Origin of the sequence: Kitasatospora sp. NPDC057904, from assembly GCF_042887925.1 — a bacterium.
Taxonomy (GTDB): Bacteria; Actinomycetota; Actinomycetes; order Streptomycetales; family Streptomycetaceae; genus Kitasatospora.
This window is the reverse complement of the sequence record NZ_JBHVOL010000026.1, coordinates 44,403-63,333: the sequence shown is the minus strand read 5'-3', so window position 1 is coordinate 63,333 and position 18,931 is coordinate 44,403. Positions and strand designations below refer to the sequence as shown.

Sequence of the window (18,931 nt, the reverse complement as noted above, 5' to 3'; positions counted from 1 at the left end):
TCACGCACGACGGCGCAGGAAGTCGGTGTCGCCGACTTCCTGCGCGCGGGGCTCGTCAGCCGTGGTCTTCCCACTCCGCTTCGCAGAACCGGGCCTCGCTGATCACGGTGTCCCCGGCCCGGATGGCCCGGACGTACAGGCCGAGCCCGTCCAGTTCGAGGTCTTCGCCGCAGCCGACGACCACGTCGATCCCGCGGTCTTCGAGGTGCCGGACCAGGGCCGCCTCAAGAGTGGATACCGTCCTGCCGATCAGCCGGATGCCCTCGAACTCGACCTGCGGCCCGGTGCGGCCGAGCACGGTCACGGCGGCCAGCGTGGGGACGCCCTTCAGGTACGAGTAGTGGGTGGCCACACCGGCCTCCTCGAACCGCTCCCCGTCCAGGCGCCACTCGCCGGCCCCGATCTTCGGCGCGCGATGCTGTCCCCGGCGGGTCGTCGGCTCCTCGCCGTGCAGTGCGGCCGCCACCTGGTCCGGACGCATCCCGAACCGAAGCGGGCCGACCGCCACCAGCGGCGTCCAGTCCCAGCGGGGCCGGTCCTCCTCCGCCGCCACCGGCCAGGCCCCGGGGTTCTTCTCCCAGCCGCGGACATCGCGCCACCGGATGACCGGCTCGGTCCCGTACGGATCGTCGGCCGGCCCGGGGCCGACCAGCAGGGCCTCGGTGAGCATCGCGTCCTTCTGCTCCCGCGCGGCGCCCATCGACAGCCCCCAGGCCGCCACCTCGGGATCCCCGCTCCAGTTCACCTTCACCGATTCGCCATCTCGGCGGGCGAGTTCATGAACATCCGCACGCACCTCGGACGGCACCCGGGCGATCAGCCCGACGTCCCCCAGCCGCACCAGCGGTCCGGTCAGCGCGTCCACCGCCACGGCGGCCAAGCGCTCGTCCACCCCGTAGATCGCGGTCACGCCCACGTCCCGGTACCGCTGCCAGGACAGCCTGCCCGCCCAGCTCCGCGAAGCGGAGACGGCCGCCCCGCCCAGAACCGTCCGGACCTCGCCGGGACTCATCCCGAACAGCAGCGGCCCGACCCCCACCAACGGTCGGAGCACCCACCGCGCCCGTTCCCCGTCGGGCTTCCTGCTCCACCACATCTCCGGCACCCCTCCACTACCGTTCCGAGCGATCTCGCCGGTCACCCTAGGGGAACCGTCCGACGAACCGATCCGCGATCAGGCCGATGCGTCCAGGGCCGCGCGCCAGACCGGGCTGTCGACGTAGTGGTTGTCGAACCGCTCCGCCGACTCGGCGATCTCCTTCGGGTCGGCCTCGCCGCGCATGACCCGGCCGAGCAGGCGCAGGTAGTCGAACCGGCCCATGCCGGGGGTGAAGACGAACAGGACGTCCGCCTCGCAGCCGGGCGCCGAGGCGAAGGCGTGCGGGGTGTGCGGCGGCACGGCCAGGAAGTCACCGGCGTCGAGCACCGTGATCTCCTCGCCCACCAGCACCCTGAGGGAGCCGCTGATGACGAAGAACAGCTCGGTCGCCTTGGTGTGGACGTGCGCGGGAGCCCCGACGGCGCCTTCCGCGAACGTGGAACGGTAACTGGTGAAGCCGTCGGCCGTCCTGTCCGAGTCGGCGAACAGCCTCATCACGGAACTCGGATCGGCACAGGTCTCGGCGTCGGCGTGACGGGTCAGCACCGGCTCGAACGGCGCGGCGGACGCGGCAGGTTCGTGAGCCGCCTCGGCCTGCCCACTGCCGAACACCTCCTTGACGAGCCGCTGCTGCGCCTTCTGGAACGCCTCGGCCGTGGCGACGAAGTCGAGTTCGGCGTCCCCGCAGGTGAGGGAGGCGGTCAGGGTCCTGCTGCCGTCGGGCGAGCTGTACATCAGCGCGCCCCAGCCCCAGAAGCCGCCGTTGTGGTGGAAGACGGTCCCGCCGTCCGTCTCCTCCACGAACAGCCCCAGGCCGTAGCCGAGTTTGGGGTGCGGCGTGCGCATCTCGGTGAGCAGGGGGGCCGGCAGGAGCTTGCCGCCCATCAGCGCGGAGAAGAAGGTGTGGAGGTCCTCGGTGGTCGAGATCATGTCGCCGGCGGCGGAGATCCAGGAGACGTCGAAGCGGGTGACGTCGACGACCTTCCACTGGCCGGCGTCCTCGTACCGGTAGTAGCCGTGGGCGTGCGGCTCGGGGATCTCCGGCGAGGCGTCCGGCACCAGGGTGCCGGACAGGCCGAGCGGCTCCAGGATCAGCCGCCGCATCTCCTCGGCGAAGGGGCGGCCGGTGACGTGCTCGACGAGCAGCCTGGCCAGGACGTAGTTGGTGTTGGAGTAGCTCCAGTCCGTTCCCGGCTCGAACCGGGCCGGCTTGGACAGCGCCAGCCGGACCAACTCCTCGGGCTGGTAGGTGTGGAACCGGTTGTCCACGTACTCCTGGCCCTGCCAAGGGATGCCCGGCGCGACCGTCCCGTCCTCGTAGTACTCGCCGGTGTAGTTGAACAGCCCGCTGGTGTGCTGCAGGAGCATGCGCACCGTGATCCGCCGGTCCAGCCCGAAGCCGGGCAGGTGGTCGTCCGCCGGGCCGTCCAACTCGATCAGGCCCTCGGCGACCAGTCGCAGCACCAGGGTCGCGGTGAAGGTCTTGGTGGTGCTGCCGATCCGGAACCGCCCGTCGATCGGCGGCTTCTCGCTCTCGCCCAGCTCGCGTACTCCCGCGCTGCCGACCCATTCGCCGCGGTCGTCGTTCACGCGCAGCTGCATGCCTGCGAAGCCGGTAGCGACGATCTCCTCGATGGTCTTCTGCAGCTCGGGGCCGGTGAGGGAGAGGGACATGGTGTGCTCCTTGTAGGACGTGTGGGTGGGTGTTGCCGGGTCAGGTGGTGCGCGGTGCCGTTCCGCAGGGCGCGGGTCAGAGGCTGCGCGCGGTGATGTCGCCGTAGGAGGTGGTGGCGCGGATGTCGAGGCCCGCGGTGCCGTCGTTCTTGAGGGCGTTGCTGATGCGGCCGTGGCCGGTGCCGGCGTCCAGGGCGGCCGACACACCCGCGGCGGCGTCGACCGTGATGTCGCCGGACTGGGTGCCGAGGCGGACGGTGCCGCCCGTGGCCTCCGCGATCCGGATGTCGCCCCGCGCGGTGCTGATCTCCGCGGGCCCGCCCAGCCGGCCGACCTCGACGTCGCCGTCGACCGCGATGAGCCGCAGGCTCGCGGCCTCGTCCAGCTTGATCCGGCGGTAGGCGCCCTCGAAGGAGACGTCGCCGAGGCGGCCGACGGTCCGGAGTTCGGCGGCGGCGGCCTTGGCCTCGACGCGGGAACCGGCGGGCAGCTTGACGGTCACGTCGACGGATCCGGAGGGACCGACGTACTGGGACTTCACCGGGTTCTCGATCCGCAGGACCCCGTCGGCGTACGCGACCGTGGTCTGCTCCGCCGCCTTCACGTCGCGGCCCTTCGCGGCGTTCGCGGGCAGGATCTCGACCGCGGTGTCGGCCCGGTCCGCGGCGATGAACAGGACGCGTCCCCCGGGGATGTCCAGGACGGCGCAGATCGGGGCGGTGGTGTCGAACGTGTGCATCGTGCTCTCCCTGGTGTGTGGGGCCTGCTGCTTTCCGAACGCTGGAAACACTACGTTGCTTTCCATATTTCGACAACGAAATCTTTGCCTTGGGGTAGCATTTAGGCAGGTCAGAGCAGAGAAATCATTGCAACGCCTCACGCTTAACGCAACGCCAGAAGAGTCGCGCGTTGCAATGCACTGAAGGTGAACGCTATGGTGACAGCGTCAGGGAACGCCGAGCAGCGCCCGGGGAGCACCCGCGGCACGAAAGGGGTCGTGATGCCGGGAGGCAGGCTCACCCAGCAGGAGCGCCAGCAGATCGCGGTCGGGCTGGCCGACGACCTCGCCTACGCCGAGATCGCCCGCCGTCTCGACCGTCCGACCTCCACGATCACGCGCGAGGTGATGCGCAACGGCGGCGCCGCCGGCTACCGCGCCGACCTGGCCCAGCGCGCCACCCAGCAGCGCACCCGCTCGCGCGGACAGGCCGCGGTCCAGGTGCCGCAGGCGGCCCCGCAGCCCTACGGACGCGACGCCGGGGCCGTGCGCGACTACGAGGAGGCCCTCACCACCGTCTTCGCGACCTCGGGCCTGCCCAGGATGATGGCCCGGGTGCTCGGCTGCCTCTACACCACCGACACCGGCAGCATGACCGCCGCCGAACTCGCCCGGCACCTCCAGGTCAGCCCGGCGTCCGTCTCCAAGGCGATCACGTTCCTCGAAGGCCTGGAGCTCGTCCGCAGGGAACGCGACCAGCGCCGCCGCGAGCGCTACGTCGTCGACGCGGACCTCTGGTACCGGTCGATGATCCGCAGCGCCCGGTCCAACGACCGGTTCATCGAGACCGCGCGCCAGGGCGTCGGCGTCCTCGGCCGCGGCACCCCGGCCGCCGCCCGCCTCGAAAACGCGGCCCGCTTCCTCGACTTCGTCAGCGAAGGGCTCCTCCGCGCCGCCGAACAGGGCCGCGAGGTCCTCCACACCGGCCCCGGGCCGGCCCCGGACGGCACCGCCCCGTGAGAAACACCGCTGCCCCGCACGGAAGGTCCGTGCGGGGCAGCGGTGTTGGAGGGGTGCTTACGCGTTCGGCACGGTCGCGTAGCGCGCGGTGCCCTCGGCCATCTGGCGCAGGGCGTCCTTGCGGTCCCGCTTCGACAGCCTGTCGATGTAGAGGAACCCGTACAGGTGGTCCGTCTCGTGCTGCAGGCAGCGGGCGAAGAAGCCGGTGCCCTCGACGCGGATCGGGTTGCCGTCCTTGTCGACGCCGGTCACCGTGGCGAAGTCCGGGCGCGGCAGCTCGGCGTACGCGGTCGGCACCGACAGGCAGCCCTCGTTGCCGTCGTCCAGCACGCGCTTGCGGTCGGCCGGGTACTCCTCCAGCACCGGGTTGATCACGTGGCCGATGTGGCGCACGCCCTCGTCGTCCGGGCAGTCGTAGACGAAGACCTTCAGGTCCACGCCGATCTGGTTGGCCGCGAGGCCCACGCCCTCGGCCGCGTACATCGACTGGAACATGTCGTCGATCAGGGCCGCCAGCTCGCCGTCGAACGCGGTCACATCCTTGACCTCGCGGTGCAGGACCGGGTTGCCGACCACGGTGATCGGACGCGCGGTGCCCTTGGTGAGGTCGGGCTCCTCGCCGATCACCTTGACGGGTGCCTCGGGCGCGGCCCCCTCCACGTCGTGCTCGTGCTCGTGGTCGTGCTGCTCCGCCATGTCTTCCGCTTCCATAGGTCTACGCGTACCTCACCAGGGTACTCAGCAGACCTCTTCGAGATCCCGGTAAGCCCGGCTTCCGGGGGCCGCCGCGACCCAGCGGTCCAGCAGCGCGCGCACCAGGTGCGCGGGGGCGGCGATCCCGCACTCGCGCTCCACCAGCCACGACATCCCGGCGGCGCCGCCCTGGCTCAGGTGGCTCAGGTGGCCGGGGTGCGACGCGTCGCCGTCGTCGTGCGGGTCGTGGTGGGCGGTGTGGCCGTCGTCCGAGGCCATCCGGCTCTCCGAGCAGGCCCGGCACAGCAGCCGCACCGAGGACGTCCAGTCCTCCGCGGCGTAGCCCGCGTCCGCGACCATCCGCTCCAGCGCGTCCCGGTCGCCCGCCGTGGCCGCCTGGAGCAGCACGACGTAGGTCGGCACCGGGGACGGCGCCCACAGCTCGATCTCGTCGAACACCGGGTAGGCGATCCCGTCCGTGACCCGCTCGCCGTGCGGGGCGCCGTCGTGCAGCACCACCTCGCCCCAGCGGCGGCCGGAGGACGGCAGCGGGATGGACAGCACCTCGATGCGGGCCGGGTCCAGCCGCCGGCCCCACACCACCTCGGACTCGCCGTCCGGGGACAGCCGCACCGGCGTCGTCCCGAGGTCCAGGGCGACCGGGCCGTCCTGCTGCGCGCCCGGGCCGCCGGGCAGCTTCAGCCCGTACGCCTGCCAGGCGCGGCGGGCCAGCGGCCAGTCCTGGAGGGCGGTCGCGGTGATGCCGAGGTTCCACCAGTCGGGGGCGCCCTGTTCGCGGTCCAGCAGCGCGACGGCCCGCAGGCCGGCCGAACGGGCCTGCTCCCAGTCCCGGCGGAACTTGTGCAGCAGGGCGAGGTTGAACCAGGAGTCGGAGAGCCACGGCTCCAGGTCGGCGGCCATCACGAGCAGCGCGCCGGCGTCCTCGTAGCGGCCGTCGCCGATCAGCGTGAAGGCCCGGTCGGTCGTCTGCCGCCAGGTGGCGGACGGCCGGTGCCGTGCCCGGTGGAAGATCCTCACGTTCGTCCCTGCCGTCGTCGTCCGCTCAAGTCCCGTACCGCCGCTCCCGCGCCCCGAGTTCGTGAAAACGATGGCGCGATTTCCGGGATGCGGGCCCGGTGCCCCGGGTCGGTGTTCCACGCTACGACCGCATCCAACCACGCCCGCCCCCGGGCGCGCTCCCCACCGCCGGGGTCGGGGACGCCCCTACCCAGCCTGCCCGCCCCGCCGCCGCACCTCAACCCCGGGGCGCGGAGCCCGCACCGGGGCCGCGCTCCGCTTCCGGCCGCCCCCGCCGTACCGGGGGTGCGCCGGGTGTCCGCCCCCCGGCCGCGGGCGGCGGGCGGTCAGGCCCTGGCCTGGCCCCCGACCCTGGCCAGGGCGTCGACGACCCGGGCGTCGTACACCCGTCCGCGGCCCAGGCGCAGGACCTCCAGCGCCTCCAGGTGCCCGACCGCCTCGCCGACGCCGCGCCCCCGGGCGGCCGTCAGCAGGTCGTCGTGGGCGTTGGCCACCCGGATGATGCGGGCCGCGAGCGGCACCGAGCCGTCGCCGCCGGCCGGTCCCGGGTAGGGGTCGGCCAGCCGGGCTACCTGCTCGGCCACCTGCCGGGGCACGCCGGTGCGGCTGATCACCTCGCTGCCGAGGCGGGCGATGCGCTGCTGCTCGGCGCAGGGCAGCAGGGCGGTGGCGCCGTCGGGCACCGGCTCGACCAGCGACAGCTGGCCGACGTCGTGCATCAGCGCCGCGTACTCCAGCAGGGCGAGTTCGCGGGTGCCGAGCCCCAGGTCGCGGCCGAGGGCGCAGGCCGTGTCGGCGACCCGCCGGGCGTGCCCGTGCGGGGTGTAGCCGGCCACCTCGGTGGCGCGGGCCAGGCTGGCGATGGTCTGCCCGGTGGTGGCCCGGACGGCCGCGGCGCGACGGAACGACACCTGGGCGAGCAGCAGCGGGGCGCAGAACAGCGGCAGCGCCCACAGCCCGACCTCGCCGGCCGCCAGGCTGACCAGCATCCCGGTGGCGACGATCGCCGAGCCGATGCCGAACAGCGCGTGCAGCTCGTCCTCCAGCGCGGCCGAGAACCGCAGCCCGGTCCTCGGGCCGGCCTTCGGGCCCGGGCCGCGGGTCCAGTCGCGGCGCAGCAGGGCCGCGAGGGTGGCGTCGCAGAGGGCGGCGAGCGCGGCGACGGCGGTCAGGAACACGCCGTAGGCGGGGCCGTCGGGCGAGAAGCGGTCGACCAGGCCGCTGTTGTAGAGCGGCTGGAAGACGGCGGCGGCGAACCCGACGCCGAGCAGCCGGCGGGCGGCGCTGTCGCGCCGGACGGGGTCGGCCCAGGGCGGGCGCCGGTGCGGACGCCCGGGGTGGGGCAGGGCGAGCCCGGGCAGCCAGGCGAGCAGCAGGCCGACGCCGGTGACGGCGACCACCTGCAGCGTGCCGTGCGCGGTCGGCAGCCCGCGCAGCGGCCCGAGCAGCGCGTACGCCAGCGCGCCGGCCGCGCCGATGGGCGCCTGCTCGCGATCGCCCGGAAGGGTGATCCGGACGCACTCGCCGAGCGCGATCAGCCCGGTGAAGGCGAGCGCGACCCGGGGCTGCTCGACCCCGCGCGCCGCGACCGCCACGAGCGCGGCGGCCAGCAGCCCGGCCGCCGCCACCCGCATCGCGTGCGCCGCCCACCGGCCGCCCCGCGGCCGGGCCCGCTCCCGTGGGCGCGGCCCGCTCACGGCTGCCCGGCCGAGGGGACGCTCCCGCCCCGGGCGGGCACCCGGCCCGGGGCGGCCCGGACGGGCTCCGGCACGCCGAGCGGGATGTCCGGGACGGCCCGCAGGCACTCCCCGGTCGGGGCGGGCAGCACCGGCTGCCAGTCGTGGACGGCGAGCGCGCCGATCAGCGCGCGGACCATCACCGGGTCGAACTGGCTGCCCGAGCACCGCTCCAGCTCGGCGACGGCCTCGGCCACCGGCCGCCCGCGGCGGTAGGAGCGGGTGGAGGTCATCGAGTCGAAGGCGTCGGCGACCGAGATGATCCGGGCGAACTCGGGGATCTGCTCGCCGGCCAGCCCGCTGGGGTAGCCGCGCCCGTCCATCCGCTCGTGGTGGTGCAGGATCCCGGCGTGCGCCTCGCCGAGGAAGGCGATGCCGCGCACCAGCTCGTACCCGTACACCGGGTGGACCTCGACGGCCCGGCGCTCGGCGTCGGTGAGGGGACCGTTTCTGCGGAGCAGCTCGGTGGCCACGCCGAGCTTGCCGACGTCGTGCAGGATCGCGGCGAAGCGCAGGGTGCGCAGCCGCTCGGCCTCCATGCCGAGCTGACCGGCGATCAGGACGGCGGCCCGGCCCACCCGCTCGCTGTGCCCGCGGGTGTAGGCGTCCTTGATCTCGACGGCCTGCACGAGCGCCTGGACGGTCGCCTGGTGGGCGTCGCGCTCGCGGTGCCCCTGGGCGAACACCCACGCCGAGATCGACAGCGGCAGCAGCGCGAGCAGCGCCGCGAACGTGCCGTACGGGCCCTGCCACAGGACGGCGACCATGAGCCCGCCGGCGGCGTGGACCAGGACCGGCAGCCCGCACACCGTGCACGCCCCGCGCAGCAGGACGTCGGCCCGGCTCCCCTCGCTGAGCATCAGCATGACGCCCACCAGGACGCCGTTGACCAGGCAGAACGCGACGAGGGCGGCGAGGCCGGGCAGCAGGGCGGCCGGGAAGCGGGAGCCGAGGAGCAGTTGCGGGCCGCGCAGCAGGTGGAAGGCGACGGCGCCGGCGAAGGCGCTCAGCGCGAGCTGGGAGCCGTTCCACAGCTGCCGCTGCCGGTAGTGGCGCCCGCCCGGGCCGCCGAGCAGCGCCGCCGGCACGGCGACGAACGCGGCGGCGGCCGGCGGGAGCATCAGCACGCCGGCGAACAGCACCGGGAAGAACGCGTTCACCCCGGGCCGCACGGGCGCCCGCTCGGCCGGCACCGGGCGGCGCAGCAGCCGGCGCACCAGCCGCTGGCAGGGGGTGGGCAGGCCCTGGGCGAGCGACTCCCAGCAGCCGTGGAGGAAGCCGAGCAGCCCGACCTTGGGCCAGTCGACCGGGGAGCCGAGCCAGCGCGGCACCCCGGGCAGCGCCACGGTGGGCAGCAGCGGCAGCAGGCAGCAGAGCGCCGCCACCGGAACGGCCACGAGGTAGCGCGTCGCGCCCTCCGGCAGGGCCGCCCCTCCACTGTCGCTAGCGATCTCGACCTCCCTGCCGTCCTGGCCCGCTCTCCGCGCTCAGCGCGCCGGGCGGACCGGCGGTGAGTGTCCGTCAGGAGGATAGGCCGCGCATCGGGCGCGGGGACGCATGATCGCGCAATGCCGCAGTTGGCACACCGCCAACTCACTCGAACGAGTGAGGGGCGCATGCAAGCAGAACGGGAGCGGCCCCGGGAGCACACGCTCCCGGGGCCGCTGAACTCCGTGTCCGGACCGTCCGGACCGCCCTCGCCGGCGGGCCCGGCCGGTTACTCCGCCTGGGCGCCGGCCTCGACCGGCGCACCGGGGCGCACGCCCGGCTGCGGCGCGTCGCCCACCTCGGGGACCGGCCGCGCCGTCTCCGCGTGGATCTCGACCGTGGCCTCGACGGCCACCACGACCTGCTCGCCCGAGCGCTGCCCGGCGCGGATCGAGTCGATCCTGGCCAGCACCTTGCTGCGCAGGTCGGCCGGGGTGTCGTCGCAGCCGCAGGAACGCTTGATCAGCGCCTTGATCGCCTGCTCCAGGCCGTACTGGCGCAGGCACGGCGAGCACTCCTCGAAGTGCACGCGCAGCTTGGCGCAGTCGCCCTCGGCCATCTCGTTGTCGAGGAATTCGTAGAGGTGGTCGAGGACCTCGCCACACTCGGTGTCGTGCGGATCGCCGCAGCTCATGAGCCCGAGCCCTTCGCTTCCTGCCCTGCCCCGCTGCCGGCCGGGACGAGCCCGCGCTCACGGGCGTAGTCCTCCAGCATGCCGCGCAGCTGACGACGGCCGCGGTGCAGCCGGGACATCACCGTACCGATGGGAGTACCCATGATGTCCGCGATCTCCTTGTACGCAAAGCCTTCGACGTCCGCGAGGTACACGGCGATCCGGAATTCCTCCGGGATGGCCTGGAGGGCGTCCTTCACGTCGCTGTCGGGGAGGTGGTCCAGGGCCTGGGTCTCGGCCGAGCGCAGCCCCGTCGACATGTGCGACTCGGCGCGCGCCAGCTGCCAGTCCTCGATCTCCTCGGCGGCGGTGCGCTGGGGCTCCCGCTGCTTCTTGCGGTACGAGTTGATGAAGGTGTTGGTGAGGATGCGGTACAGCCAGGCCTTGAGGTTCGTGCCCTCGCGGAACTGGTGGAACGACGCGTACGCCTTGGCGAACGCCTCCTGGAGCAGGTCCTCCGCGTCCGCCGGGTTGCGCGTCATGCGCAGCGCGGCCGAGTACATCGGATCCAGGTAGCCCAGGGCGTCGCGCTCGAAGCGCTCCCGCCGGGCCTCCTCGGTCTCCTCGGCCGACACCCGGAAGGTGTCCTCACCGATCGCCTCGGCCAGTTCCTCACCGGTGAGCGCCTCGCCCTCGGGCCGGCCCTCATCCGGGCCACGGCCGGGTTCGGCCTCGTGCTCGGTCCCGACGACCGGACCCACCTCCTCGGCATGGCGCGCACGGCCCACGGCGGGCCGCCCCGAAATGGAGGATATCGGGCTGACGGGCTTCTCGCCCGCGACTATCCAGTCGGACCAGGCGGGAGCGAACGCCGTGGCGGCCTCTCGCTCCTCCGGCCGCTCCGGGCACGCGATCGAACCCATCTGCCCTGCCTCTCACCCGTTAATCTGCTGACGAGGGTGTCAACCACAGGGCCCCCGCCCGCATTCCCGGCCCCGCGCGGCTTTCACCCGCACGGGTGAGCGAACGGTGCGCCCGGGGAAAACCGCAGCTCACCGCCGGTCCCGCGCTCACAGCAGCCCGAGCACCCAGTCCCCGACCGCCCCGCAGATCAGCTCCAGCACCTCGTCCTGCCCCACCGGGGCCCGCTTCGGCACCTCGAAGCCGTGGCTGCCGTACGGCACCTCCACCAGCGCGTGGCCCCGCGGCAGCTCCGGGAACTCGGCCGGCCCGCCGAACGGGTCCGCCGCGCTCTGCACCACCAGCGTCGGCAGCCCCGACTCCAGCAGCTCCTGCGCCCGGCTCTTCTCCGGCTTGCCCGGCGGGTGCAGCGGGAACGCCAGCGCCACCACGCCCACCGCCCCGCTCGCCGCGCCCGTGCGGCACGCCACCCGCGCCCCGGCGCTGCGCCCGCCGACCACCAGCGGCAGGCCCTGCCCGGCCAGCCGCTCGGCCACCGGCCGCCAGCCGAGGTCCAGCGTCCGCGGCGCCGGGCCGAGCTTCTTCCCGGCCACCCGCCACGGCTGCTCCACCAGCGCCACGGTGATCCCGCGCGGCGGCAGCGCCGCGGCCAGCGCGACGAGGTCCCGCGCGCCGGTCCCGCCGCCCGCGCCGTGCCCGAGGGCCAGCAGCGCCTTCGGCGCGGCCGCCCGGTGGTAGGTGATCCGAGCGTCCCCGGCCTCGGTGGGGACGAGTTCGGTGGTCGTCAACGGTGGCTCCCTCTCGGAACGGCACGGATCCGCAACTCGGTTGGTCAGAACAGCGCGGACGGTCGGGACGAACGGCCGGCACGGACGGTCAGAACAGCGTGGTCTCGTACTCGACCTCGGTCCACGGTTCCTTGAGCTCCGGGCCGTTGTTGCGGATGCTGCCCACCGCCGGCGACACCGGGGTGGCCCGCAGCGCGCCGGGCGGCGGGGGTATCAGCAGCCGGCGCAGCCCGTCCGGGTCGCTCTGCCCCGGGTCCAGCCACTCGTCGAACGAGGACGGGTCGAGGAACAGCGGCATCCGCTCGTGGATCGGCGCGAGCAGCGGCTCCGCGTCCGTCGTCACGATCGTGAACGTCACCAGCCAGGCCGCCGGGTGCCCGGCCGGCACCGTCCGGTCGCGCCAGAACTCGTACAGCCCGGCCAGCGCCAGCGGGGCGCCGTCCGTCCGGGAGACGAAGAACGGCTTCTTGCGCGGCTTGCCGCGCTCGGCGGGCACCGTCTGCCACTCGTAGTAGCCGTCCACCGGCAGGATGCACCGCCGGGAGGCGAACGCCTGCCGGTAGGAGGGCTTCTCGTGCACGGTGTCCGACCTGGCGTTGATCATCTTCACCGCCGTCTCGGCCGAGTTCGACCACTGCGGGACCAGGCCCCAGCGCAGCACCCGCAGCTGGCGCACCGCGCCCGGCCGCTCCTTCGACATCCGCTCCAGCACCACGAACGCGCTGTTCGTCGGCGCCACGTTCCAGTTCGGCGCGAGGGTCTCCTCCGGATCCCACTGCTCGACCCCGAAGAGGTCGAGGAGGTCCTCGGGCTTGCTGCTGGAGGCGAAGCGACCGCACATGCGGGCCACTCTGCCACGGCCCCGGGTCTCACCACTTCTTCATCCCGAACAGCGAACCACCGCCTCCCGCCCTCCCGTCCCCGCATGGGAGGCTGCTCCGAACGGCCCAGCACAGCGAACGGAGGCGAGACCCCGCCATGACCCCCAGCCCGACGACCGGACACGACCTCGGCGACCTGTGGGACCGGGTGACCGGCACCCAGGCCGCCCCGCCCGGCTGGCTGGTCCTCGCCACCGGCGCGCTCGCCCTGCTCGCCGTCCTCGCCCGCCCGCTGTGGCACGTCACCCGCAACGCGGTGACCATCGCCCACGAGGGCGGCCACGGCCTCGCCGCCCTCGCCACCGGCCGCAAGCTCGCCGGGATCCGGCTGCACTCCGACACCTCCGGCCTCACCCTCTCCTACGGCCGCCCCACCGGCCCCGGCATGGTCCTCACCGCCGCCGCCGGCTACACCGCCCCCGCCCTGCTCGGCCTCGGCTGCGCCGCCCTGCTCGCCGCCGACCGCATCACGCTGCTGCTGTGGCTGGCGATCGTGCTGCTCCTCGCCCTGCTGGTGCGCATCCGCAACGCCTACGGCCTGTTCACCGTCCTCGTCGCCGGCGCCGCCTTCTTCCTCGTCTCCTGGTTCGGCAGCGCCCAGGTCCAGGCCGGTTTCGCCTACCTCGGCTGCTGGTTCCTCCTGTTCGGCGCCGTCCGCCCGGTCCTGGAGCTCCAGCACCAGCGCCGCACCGGCTGGGCCCGCGACTCCGACGCCGACCAGCTCGCCCGCCTCACCCACGTCCCGGGCCTCGCCTGGGTCACCGTCTTCCTGCTGGTCGCCCTCGCCTCGCTCGCCCTCGGCGCGAGCTGGCTGCTCCAGCCCTTGCACTGAACCCCCACAGTCCCGGCATGCGGCCGCAGCGGGGGCCGTTCCGGTACGGCCCCTAAACTGGCCCCCATGACCGAGACCCTGTGGCCCGCCCCCGTCGCGACCACCCCCGTTGACGCCACCGTCACCATCCCCGGCTCCAAGTCGGTCACCAACCGGGCCCTGGTGCTGGCGGCACTGGCCGACGAGCCCGGCTGGGTCCGCCGCCCGCTGCGCAGCCGCGACTCCCAGCTGATGGCCGACGGCCTGCGCGCCCTCGGCGTCGGCATCGAGGAGAAGGTCAACAACGACTCCGGCGGCACCGGCGGCGGCGAGGCGTGGCGCGTCATCCCCGCCCCCGCCCTGCTCGGCCCGGCGTCCATCGACGTCGGCAACGCCGGCACCGTCATGCGCTTCCTGCCGCCGCTCGCCGTCCTCGCCGACGGCCCGGTCCACTTCGACGGCGACCCGCGCAGCTACGAGCGCCCCCAGCACGGCGTGATCAACGCCCTGCGCGCCCTCGGCGCCCGCATCGACGACGAGGGCCGCGGCGCCTTCCCGCTCACCGTGCACGGCACCGGCGCCCTCGACGGCGGCCCGGTCGAGCTCGACGCCTCCTCGTCCTCCCAGTTCGTCTCCGCCCTGCTCCTGTCCGGCGCCCGCTACAACCACGGCGTCGAGGTCCGGCACGTCGGCGGCCCCGTCCCGTCGCTGCCCCACATCCGGATGACGGTCGAGATGCTGCGCCTGGCCGGCGCCCAGGTCGACGCCCCCGAGGACGGCGGCGAGAAGGACGTCTGGCGGGTCACCCCCGGCGCCCTGATCGGCCGCGACCTGGTCGTCGAGCCCGACCTGTCCAACGCCGCACCGTTCTTCGCCGCCGCGCTCGTCACCGGCGGCCGGGTCACCGTCCGCGACTGGCCCAAGCACACCACCCAGCCCGGCGACCAGCTGCGCGAGATCTACTCCCGCATGGGCGGCGCCTGCGAGTTCACCGACGAGGGCCTGCAGTTCACCGGCACCGGCCGCATCCACGGCATCGAGGCCGACCTGCACGACGTCGGCGAGCTCACCCCGGTGATCGCCGCCGTCGCCGCGCTCGCCGACTCCGAGTCCCACCTCTACGGCATCGCCCACCTGCGCCTGCACGAGACCGACCGGCTCGCCGCGCTCGCCAAGGAGATCAACGACCTCGGCGGCGACGTCACCGAGACCGAGGACGGCCTGCGCATCCGCCCCCGCCCGCTGCACGGCGGCGTCTTCCACACCTACGAGGACCACCGCCTGGCCACCGCCGCCGCCGTCATCGGCCTGGCCGTGCCCGGCGTCGAGGTCGAGAACGTGGCCACCACCGCCAAGACCCTGCCCGACTTCCCGAACATGTGGGCGGACCTGCTCGGCGAAGCGGCGGCGGACGCCTGAGCGGAGACTGAAGCCATGCGCCGCTACGGCAAGGACGCCGACGAGGACGACATCCGCAACCGCCCCGCCCGCCGGGGCTCCCGGCCACGGACCCGGATCCGGCCCAAACACGAGGACGCCGCCGAGGCGATGGTGCTGACCGTCGACCGCGGCCGGATCACCTGCCTGATCGACCCGGGGACCAAGCAGGAACGCCAGATCGTCGCCATGAAGGCCCGCGAACTGGGCCGCAAGGGCGTCGTCGTCGGCGACGTCGTCAACATCGTCGGCGACCTCTCCGGGGACGCCGACACCCTCGCCCGGATCGTCCGGGTCGAGGAACGCACCTCCGTGCTGCGGCGCACCGCGGACGACGACGACCCGTACGAGCGGATCGTCGTCGCCAACGCCGAGAAGCTCGCCATCGTCACCGCCCTGGCCGACCCGGAGCCCCGGCCCCGGCTGATCGACCGCTGCCTGGTGGCCGCCTACGACGCGGGCATGGAACCCCTGCTCGTGCTCACCAAGGCCGACCTCGCGTCCGCCGAAACGCTCCTGGAGTCCTACGCGCCGCTCGGCATCGACTACGTCGTCACCCGCCGGGACGAACTGGAGAGCGCGGGCGCCGAGGCCGTGCGCGAGCACCTGCGCGGCCGCTCCACCGTGTTCATCGGCCACTCCGGCGTCGGCAAGACCACCCTGGTCAACGCCCTCGTCCCGGACCGCCAGCGGCAGACCGGCCACGTCAACGCCGTCACCGGCCGCGGCCGGCACACCACCGTCTCGGCCCTCGCGCTGCGCCTGCCCCCGCCCCCGGGCGCCAAGGCCGGCTCCAAGAAGGCGCTGAACTCGGGCTGGGTGATCGACACCCCGGGCTTCCGCTCCTTCGGCCTCTCCCACATCGACCCGTCCCGGGTCATCCTCGCCTTCCCCGACCTGGAGCCGGGCACGGTCGACTGCCCGCGCGCCTGCAGCCACGACGAGCCGGACTGCGCCCTGGACGCCTGGGTCGCCGACGGCCACGCCGACGCCGCCCGGCTCTACTCGCTGCGCCGCCTGCTGGCCAGCAAGGAGGCCCGCGAGGACGACTGACCCCGCCCGGCCCCGCCGCGTCCCGGCGAGGCCGGTGGCCCGTTCGAGGTGTCGGACCGCGCCGCCCTGGCGATCATAGGAAAGTCGGACCACTGTGCGGTCCGACCCGTCGATCGACAGGGAGGGCACGCGATGGCATGGGCCCTGGTGATCCTGGCCGGCCTGCTGGAGACCGGCTTCGCGATCAACCTCAAGCTCAGCGAGGGCTTCACCAGGCTCTGGCCCACCATCAGCTTCTGCGTGTTCGCCCTCAGCAGCTTCGGCCTGCTGACCCTCTCGCTCAAGAGCCTGCCGGTCGGTCCGGCCTACGCGGTGTGGACCGGCATCGGCGCGGCCGGCACCGCCATCTACGGCATGGTCTTCCTGGACGAGACGACGTCGGTGCTCAAGCTGGTCTCGATCTCCCTGGTGATCGCCGGCGTCATCGGCCTGCAGCTCAGCGGCACCACCCATTGAGCCGCGGGCCGATGAGCGTTCACTCCGTGAGCCCGGCTGTCCCGATCCGGGCGGGCTCGCTAGGGTTTCGGACATGGCCGACTACCACGACGACCTCCGACTCGCCCACGTCCTCGCCGACTCGGCCGACTCGGTCACCCTGGAGCGCTTCCGCGCGCTCGACCTCGCGGTCGAGACCAAGCCCGACCTCACCCCCGTCAGCGACGCCGACAAGGCCGCCGAGGAACTGGTGCGCGGCATCCTGCAGCGCGCCCGCCCGCGCGACGCCGTCCTCGGCGAGGAGTTCGGCCTCCAGGGCTCCGGCCCGCGCCGCTGGGTGATCGACCCGATCGACGGCACCAAGAACTACATCCGCGGCGTGCCGGTCTGGGCCACCCTGATCGCCCTGCTGGAGGACGGCCCGGACGGCGTCGGGCGCCCGGTGGTCGGCATCGTCTCGGCCCCCGCGATCGGCCGCCGCTGGTGGGCCGCCAAGGACCTCGGCGCCTACGCGGGCCGCAGCCTCGCCAAGGCCTCCCGGATCCACGTCTCCGGCGTCTCGCGCATCGAGGACGCCTCCTTCTCCTACTCCTCGCTGTCCGGCTGGGAGGAGCGCGGGCGCCTCGACCCGTTCCTCGACCTCACCCGGGCCTGCTGGCGCACCCGCGCCTACGGCGACTTCTGGTCCTACATGATGGTCGCCGAGGGCGCCGTGGACATCGCCGCCGAGCCCGAGCTGTCGCTGTGGGACATGGCCGCCAACTGCATCATCGTCGAGGAGGCCGGCGGTCGCTTCACCGGCCTGGACGGCGTCCCGGGCCCGGGCGGCGCGGACGCCGTCGCCAGCAACGGCCTGCTGCACGAGGAGACGCTGCGGCGCCTGAGCGTCTGACGCGACCCGTCCCCGGACGTGATCGCGGGCCCCTCGACCAGTGGGAGCTGGTCGAGGGGCCCGCCGTCTTTCTCGGGGCAAGTCCGCGGCTACTTCTTGCGCAGCTCCCGGACGGCCGCCTCCAGCCGCTGCCCGTAGTCGGCGTCGGCCTTGCGGAAGTTGTCGACGGCCCGCTCCACGATGTCCTCGCGGTCCTCCGAGACCTTGGCGATGAAGCCGGCCAGGCCCGCGATCAGGCGCTGCTTCTCGTCCTCGGAGTAGAGGCGGTAGAGGTTGCCGGCCTGCACGAAGTCGTCGTCCTCGGCGTGCGAGGGCGCCACGTGGTTGCCGGTCGCGCCGGTGACGGAGGTGGCGGCCCACAGCGGGCGGCCGGTCTCGACCGGGCCGCCGAAGCTGTTCGGCTCGTAGTTCTTCTGGCGGCCGTGGCGGCCGTCGTACAGGTAGCCGTCGCGGCTGTTGGTGCGCGCCGCGGTGGCGTGCGGGCGGTTCACCGGCAGGTGGTCGGCGTTGATGCCGACGCGGTAGCGGTGGGCGTCCGCGTAGGCGAACAGGCGGCCCTGGAGCATCTTGTCGGGGGACGGGCCGATGCCGGGCACGAAGTGCGCCGGGGAGAAGATCGACTGCTCGACCTCGGCGAAGACGTTGTCGGGGTTGCGGTTGAGCTCCAGCTTGCCGATCTCGACCGGCGGGTAGTCCGCGTGCGGCCACACCTTGGTCAGGTCGAAGGGGTTGAAGCGGTAGTTCGCCGCGTCGGCCGCCGGCATGATCTGGACCTGCACGGTCCAGGTCGGGAACTCGCCGCGCTCGATCGCCTCGCGCAGGTCGCGCTGGTGGCTGTCCGGGTCCTCGCCGGCGAGGCGGTTGGCCTCGTCCTGGGTGAGGTTGCGGATGCCCTGGTCGGTCTTGAAGTGGTACTTGACCCAGAAGTGCTCGCCGGCCTCGTTCTGCCACTGGAAGGTGTGCGAGCCGTAGCCGTTGAGGTGGCGGTAGGTCGCCGGGATGCCGCGGTCGCCGAACAGCCAGGTCACCTGGTGGGTCGACTCGGGCGACAGGCCCCAGAAGTCCCAGACGTTGTCCGCCTCCTGCGAGCCGGTGTACGGGTCGCGCTTCTGGGTGTGGATGAAGTCGGGGAACTTGATCGCGTCCTTGATGAAGAACACGGGGGTGTTGTTGCCGACGAGGTCGTAGTTGCCCTCCTCGGTGTAGAACTTCAGCGCGAAGCCGCGCGGGTCGCGCACCGCGTCGGCGGAGCCGAGGTTGCCGGCCACGGTGGAGAAGCGCAGGAAGACCTCGGTCTGCTTGCCGATCTCGGCGAGGAAGCCGGCCCGGGTGTAGGGCGTCACGTCGGCCGTCACCGTGAAGGTGCCGTAGGCCGCGGCGCCGCGGGCGTGCACCACGCGCTCCGGGATGCGCTCGCGGTTGAAGTGCGCGAGCTTCTCGAACAGCAGCTGGTCCTGGATGAGCGCCGGGCCGCCGACACCCGCCGTCTCGGTGTTCTGGTTGTCGGCGACGGGGGCGCCCGCCTCCGTGGTGAGGGTGGGGCGCAGCTCGTCCTGGGTCGTCATGAGAGAAGCCTCCGCGTGATCCGATCGTGAGGACTCGATCCTAACTTGGACTTTATCTAAGTCAATACT

Annotated in this window: 18 protein-coding genes and 1 pseudogene; 6 read left to right on the top strand and 13 right to left on the bottom strand. The window is 73.4% G+C overall.

Going from position 1 to position 18,931, the window contains the following annotated elements:
• Positions 1–55: 55 nt before the first annotated feature.
• The 4 genes and pseudogenes from ACFVSN_RS38610 to ACFVSN_RS38595 form a co-directional block, all read right to left on the bottom strand.
• Complete coding sequence (locus ACFVSN_RS38610; RefSeq protein WP_387958019.1) at positions 56–910, bottom strand: hypothetical protein; 855 nt, start codon at positions 908–910, stop codon at positions 56–58.
• 264 nt (positions 911–1,174) lie between these two features.
• Positions 1,175–1,711: a cupin domain-containing protein gene (locus ACFVSN_RS38605; protein WP_387958032.1), complete on the bottom strand. Its 537-nt coding sequence runs from the start codon at positions 1,709–1,711 to the stop codon at positions 1,175–1,177.
• Positions 1,706–2,773 (bottom strand): annotated as a pseudogene (locus ACFVSN_RS38600) (serine hydrolase domain-containing protein); the annotation flags it as partial. The gene ACFVSN_RS38605 and the pseudogene ACFVSN_RS38600, both read right to left, overlap by 6 nt.
• A gap of 76 nt (positions 2,774–2,849) precedes the next feature.
• Entirely contained in the window at positions 2,850–3,512 is a 663-nt protein-coding gene (locus ACFVSN_RS38595) for a DUF4097 family beta strand repeat-containing protein (RefSeq protein WP_380505102.1), read from the bottom strand.
• A 261-nt stretch (positions 3,513–3,773) separates the two neighbouring features.
• Between ACFVSN_RS38595 and ACFVSN_RS38590 the strand changes: the two genes are divergently transcribed.
• Complete coding sequence (locus ACFVSN_RS38590; protein ID WP_380438503.1) at positions 3,774–4,511, top strand: helix-turn-helix domain-containing protein; 738 nt, start codon at positions 3,774–3,776, stop codon at positions 4,509–4,511.
• Between the two features lie 57 nt (positions 4,512–4,568).
• Here the strand turns inward: ACFVSN_RS38590 and def are convergent, their stop codons facing one another.
• The 8 genes from def to ACFVSN_RS38550 form a co-directional block, all read right to left on the bottom strand.
• Positions 4,569–5,222 carry a peptide deformylase gene (gene def / locus ACFVSN_RS38585; protein WP_380438501.1) on the bottom strand — a complete coding sequence of 218 codons (654 nt, stop codon included), beginning with the start codon at positions 5,220–5,222 and terminating at the stop codon, positions 4,569–4,571.
• A 27-nt stretch (positions 5,223–5,249) separates the two neighbouring features.
• A complete protein-coding gene (locus ACFVSN_RS38580) occupies positions 5,250–6,242 on the bottom strand; it encodes a tetratricopeptide repeat protein (protein ID WP_387597505.1) in 993 nt (330 codons plus the stop codon).
• A gap of 326 nt (positions 6,243–6,568) precedes the next feature.
• Complete coding sequence (locus ACFVSN_RS38575; RefSeq protein WP_387958016.1) at positions 6,569–7,939, bottom strand: HD-GYP domain-containing protein; 1,371 nt, start codon at positions 7,937–7,939, stop codon at positions 6,569–6,571.
• A complete protein-coding gene (locus ACFVSN_RS38570) occupies positions 7,936–9,375 on the bottom strand; it encodes an HD-GYP domain-containing protein (RefSeq protein ID WP_387958014.1) in 1,440 nt (479 codons plus the stop codon). Before ACFVSN_RS38570 ends, ACFVSN_RS38575 begins: the two co-directional genes overlap by 4 nt.
• 320 nt (positions 9,376–9,695) lie before the next feature.
• Entirely contained in the window at positions 9,696–10,100 is a 405-nt protein-coding gene (gene rsrA, locus ACFVSN_RS38565) for a mycothiol system anti-sigma-R factor (protein ID WP_380438493.1), read from the bottom strand.
• Entirely contained in the window at positions 10,097–10,840 is a 744-nt protein-coding gene (locus tag ACFVSN_RS38560) for a sigma-70 family RNA polymerase sigma factor (RefSeq protein WP_308130030.1), read from the bottom strand. The genes rsrA and ACFVSN_RS38560 overlap by 4 nt, the downstream gene beginning before the upstream one ends.
• A gap of 309 nt (positions 10,841–11,149) precedes the next feature.
• Positions 11,150–11,788 (bottom strand): alpha/beta family hydrolase, encoded by a 639-nt coding sequence (locus ACFVSN_RS38555; RefSeq protein ID WP_380496557.1) that lies wholly within the window; start codon positions 11,786–11,788, stop codon positions 11,150–11,152.
• Positions 11,789–11,876: 88 nt separating this feature from the next.
• A complete protein-coding gene (locus ACFVSN_RS38550; protein ID WP_380438488.1) occupies positions 11,877–12,629 on the bottom strand; it encodes an SOS response-associated peptidase in 753 nt (250 codons plus the stop codon).
• A 137-nt stretch (positions 12,630–12,766) separates the two neighbouring features.
• On the opposite strand from ACFVSN_RS38550, the gene ACFVSN_RS38545 reads away from it, so the two are divergent.
• From ACFVSN_RS38545 to hisN, 5 genes are all read left to right on the top strand, one after another.
• Entirely contained in the window at positions 12,767–13,501 is a 735-nt protein-coding gene (locus tag ACFVSN_RS38545; protein WP_380438486.1) for a M50 family metallopeptidase, read from the top strand.
• A 66-nt stretch (positions 13,502–13,567) separates the two neighbouring features.
• Complete coding sequence (aroA, locus tag ACFVSN_RS38540) at positions 13,568–14,899, top strand: 3-phosphoshikimate 1-carboxyvinyltransferase (RefSeq protein ID WP_380438484.1); 1,332 nt, start codon at positions 13,568–13,570, stop codon at positions 14,897–14,899.
• A 15-nt stretch (positions 14,900–14,914) separates the two neighbouring features.
• A complete protein-coding gene (gene rsgA, locus ACFVSN_RS38535) occupies positions 14,915–15,970 on the top strand; it encodes a ribosome small subunit-dependent GTPase A (protein WP_380438482.1) in 1,056 nt (351 codons plus the stop codon).
• Positions 15,971–16,102: 132 nt separating this feature from the next.
• Positions 16,103–16,426: a DMT family transporter gene (locus ACFVSN_RS38530; RefSeq protein ID WP_380438480.1), complete on the top strand. Its 324-nt coding sequence runs from the start codon at positions 16,103–16,105 to the stop codon at positions 16,424–16,426.
• Between the two features lie 73 nt (positions 16,427–16,499).
• Entirely contained in the window at positions 16,500–17,297 is a 798-nt protein-coding gene (gene hisN, locus ACFVSN_RS38525; RefSeq protein ID WP_380438478.1) for a histidinol-phosphatase, read from the top strand.
• A gap of 89 nt (positions 17,298–17,386) precedes the next feature.
• Here hisN and ACFVSN_RS38520 read toward each other — a convergent pair whose 3' ends face one another.
• Positions 17,387–18,862 carry a catalase gene (locus tag ACFVSN_RS38520; protein ID WP_387597494.1) on the bottom strand — a complete coding sequence of 492 codons (1,476 nt, stop codon included), beginning with the start codon at positions 18,860–18,862 and terminating at the stop codon, positions 17,387–17,389.
• Between the last annotated feature and the right edge of the window lie 69 nt (positions 18,863–18,931).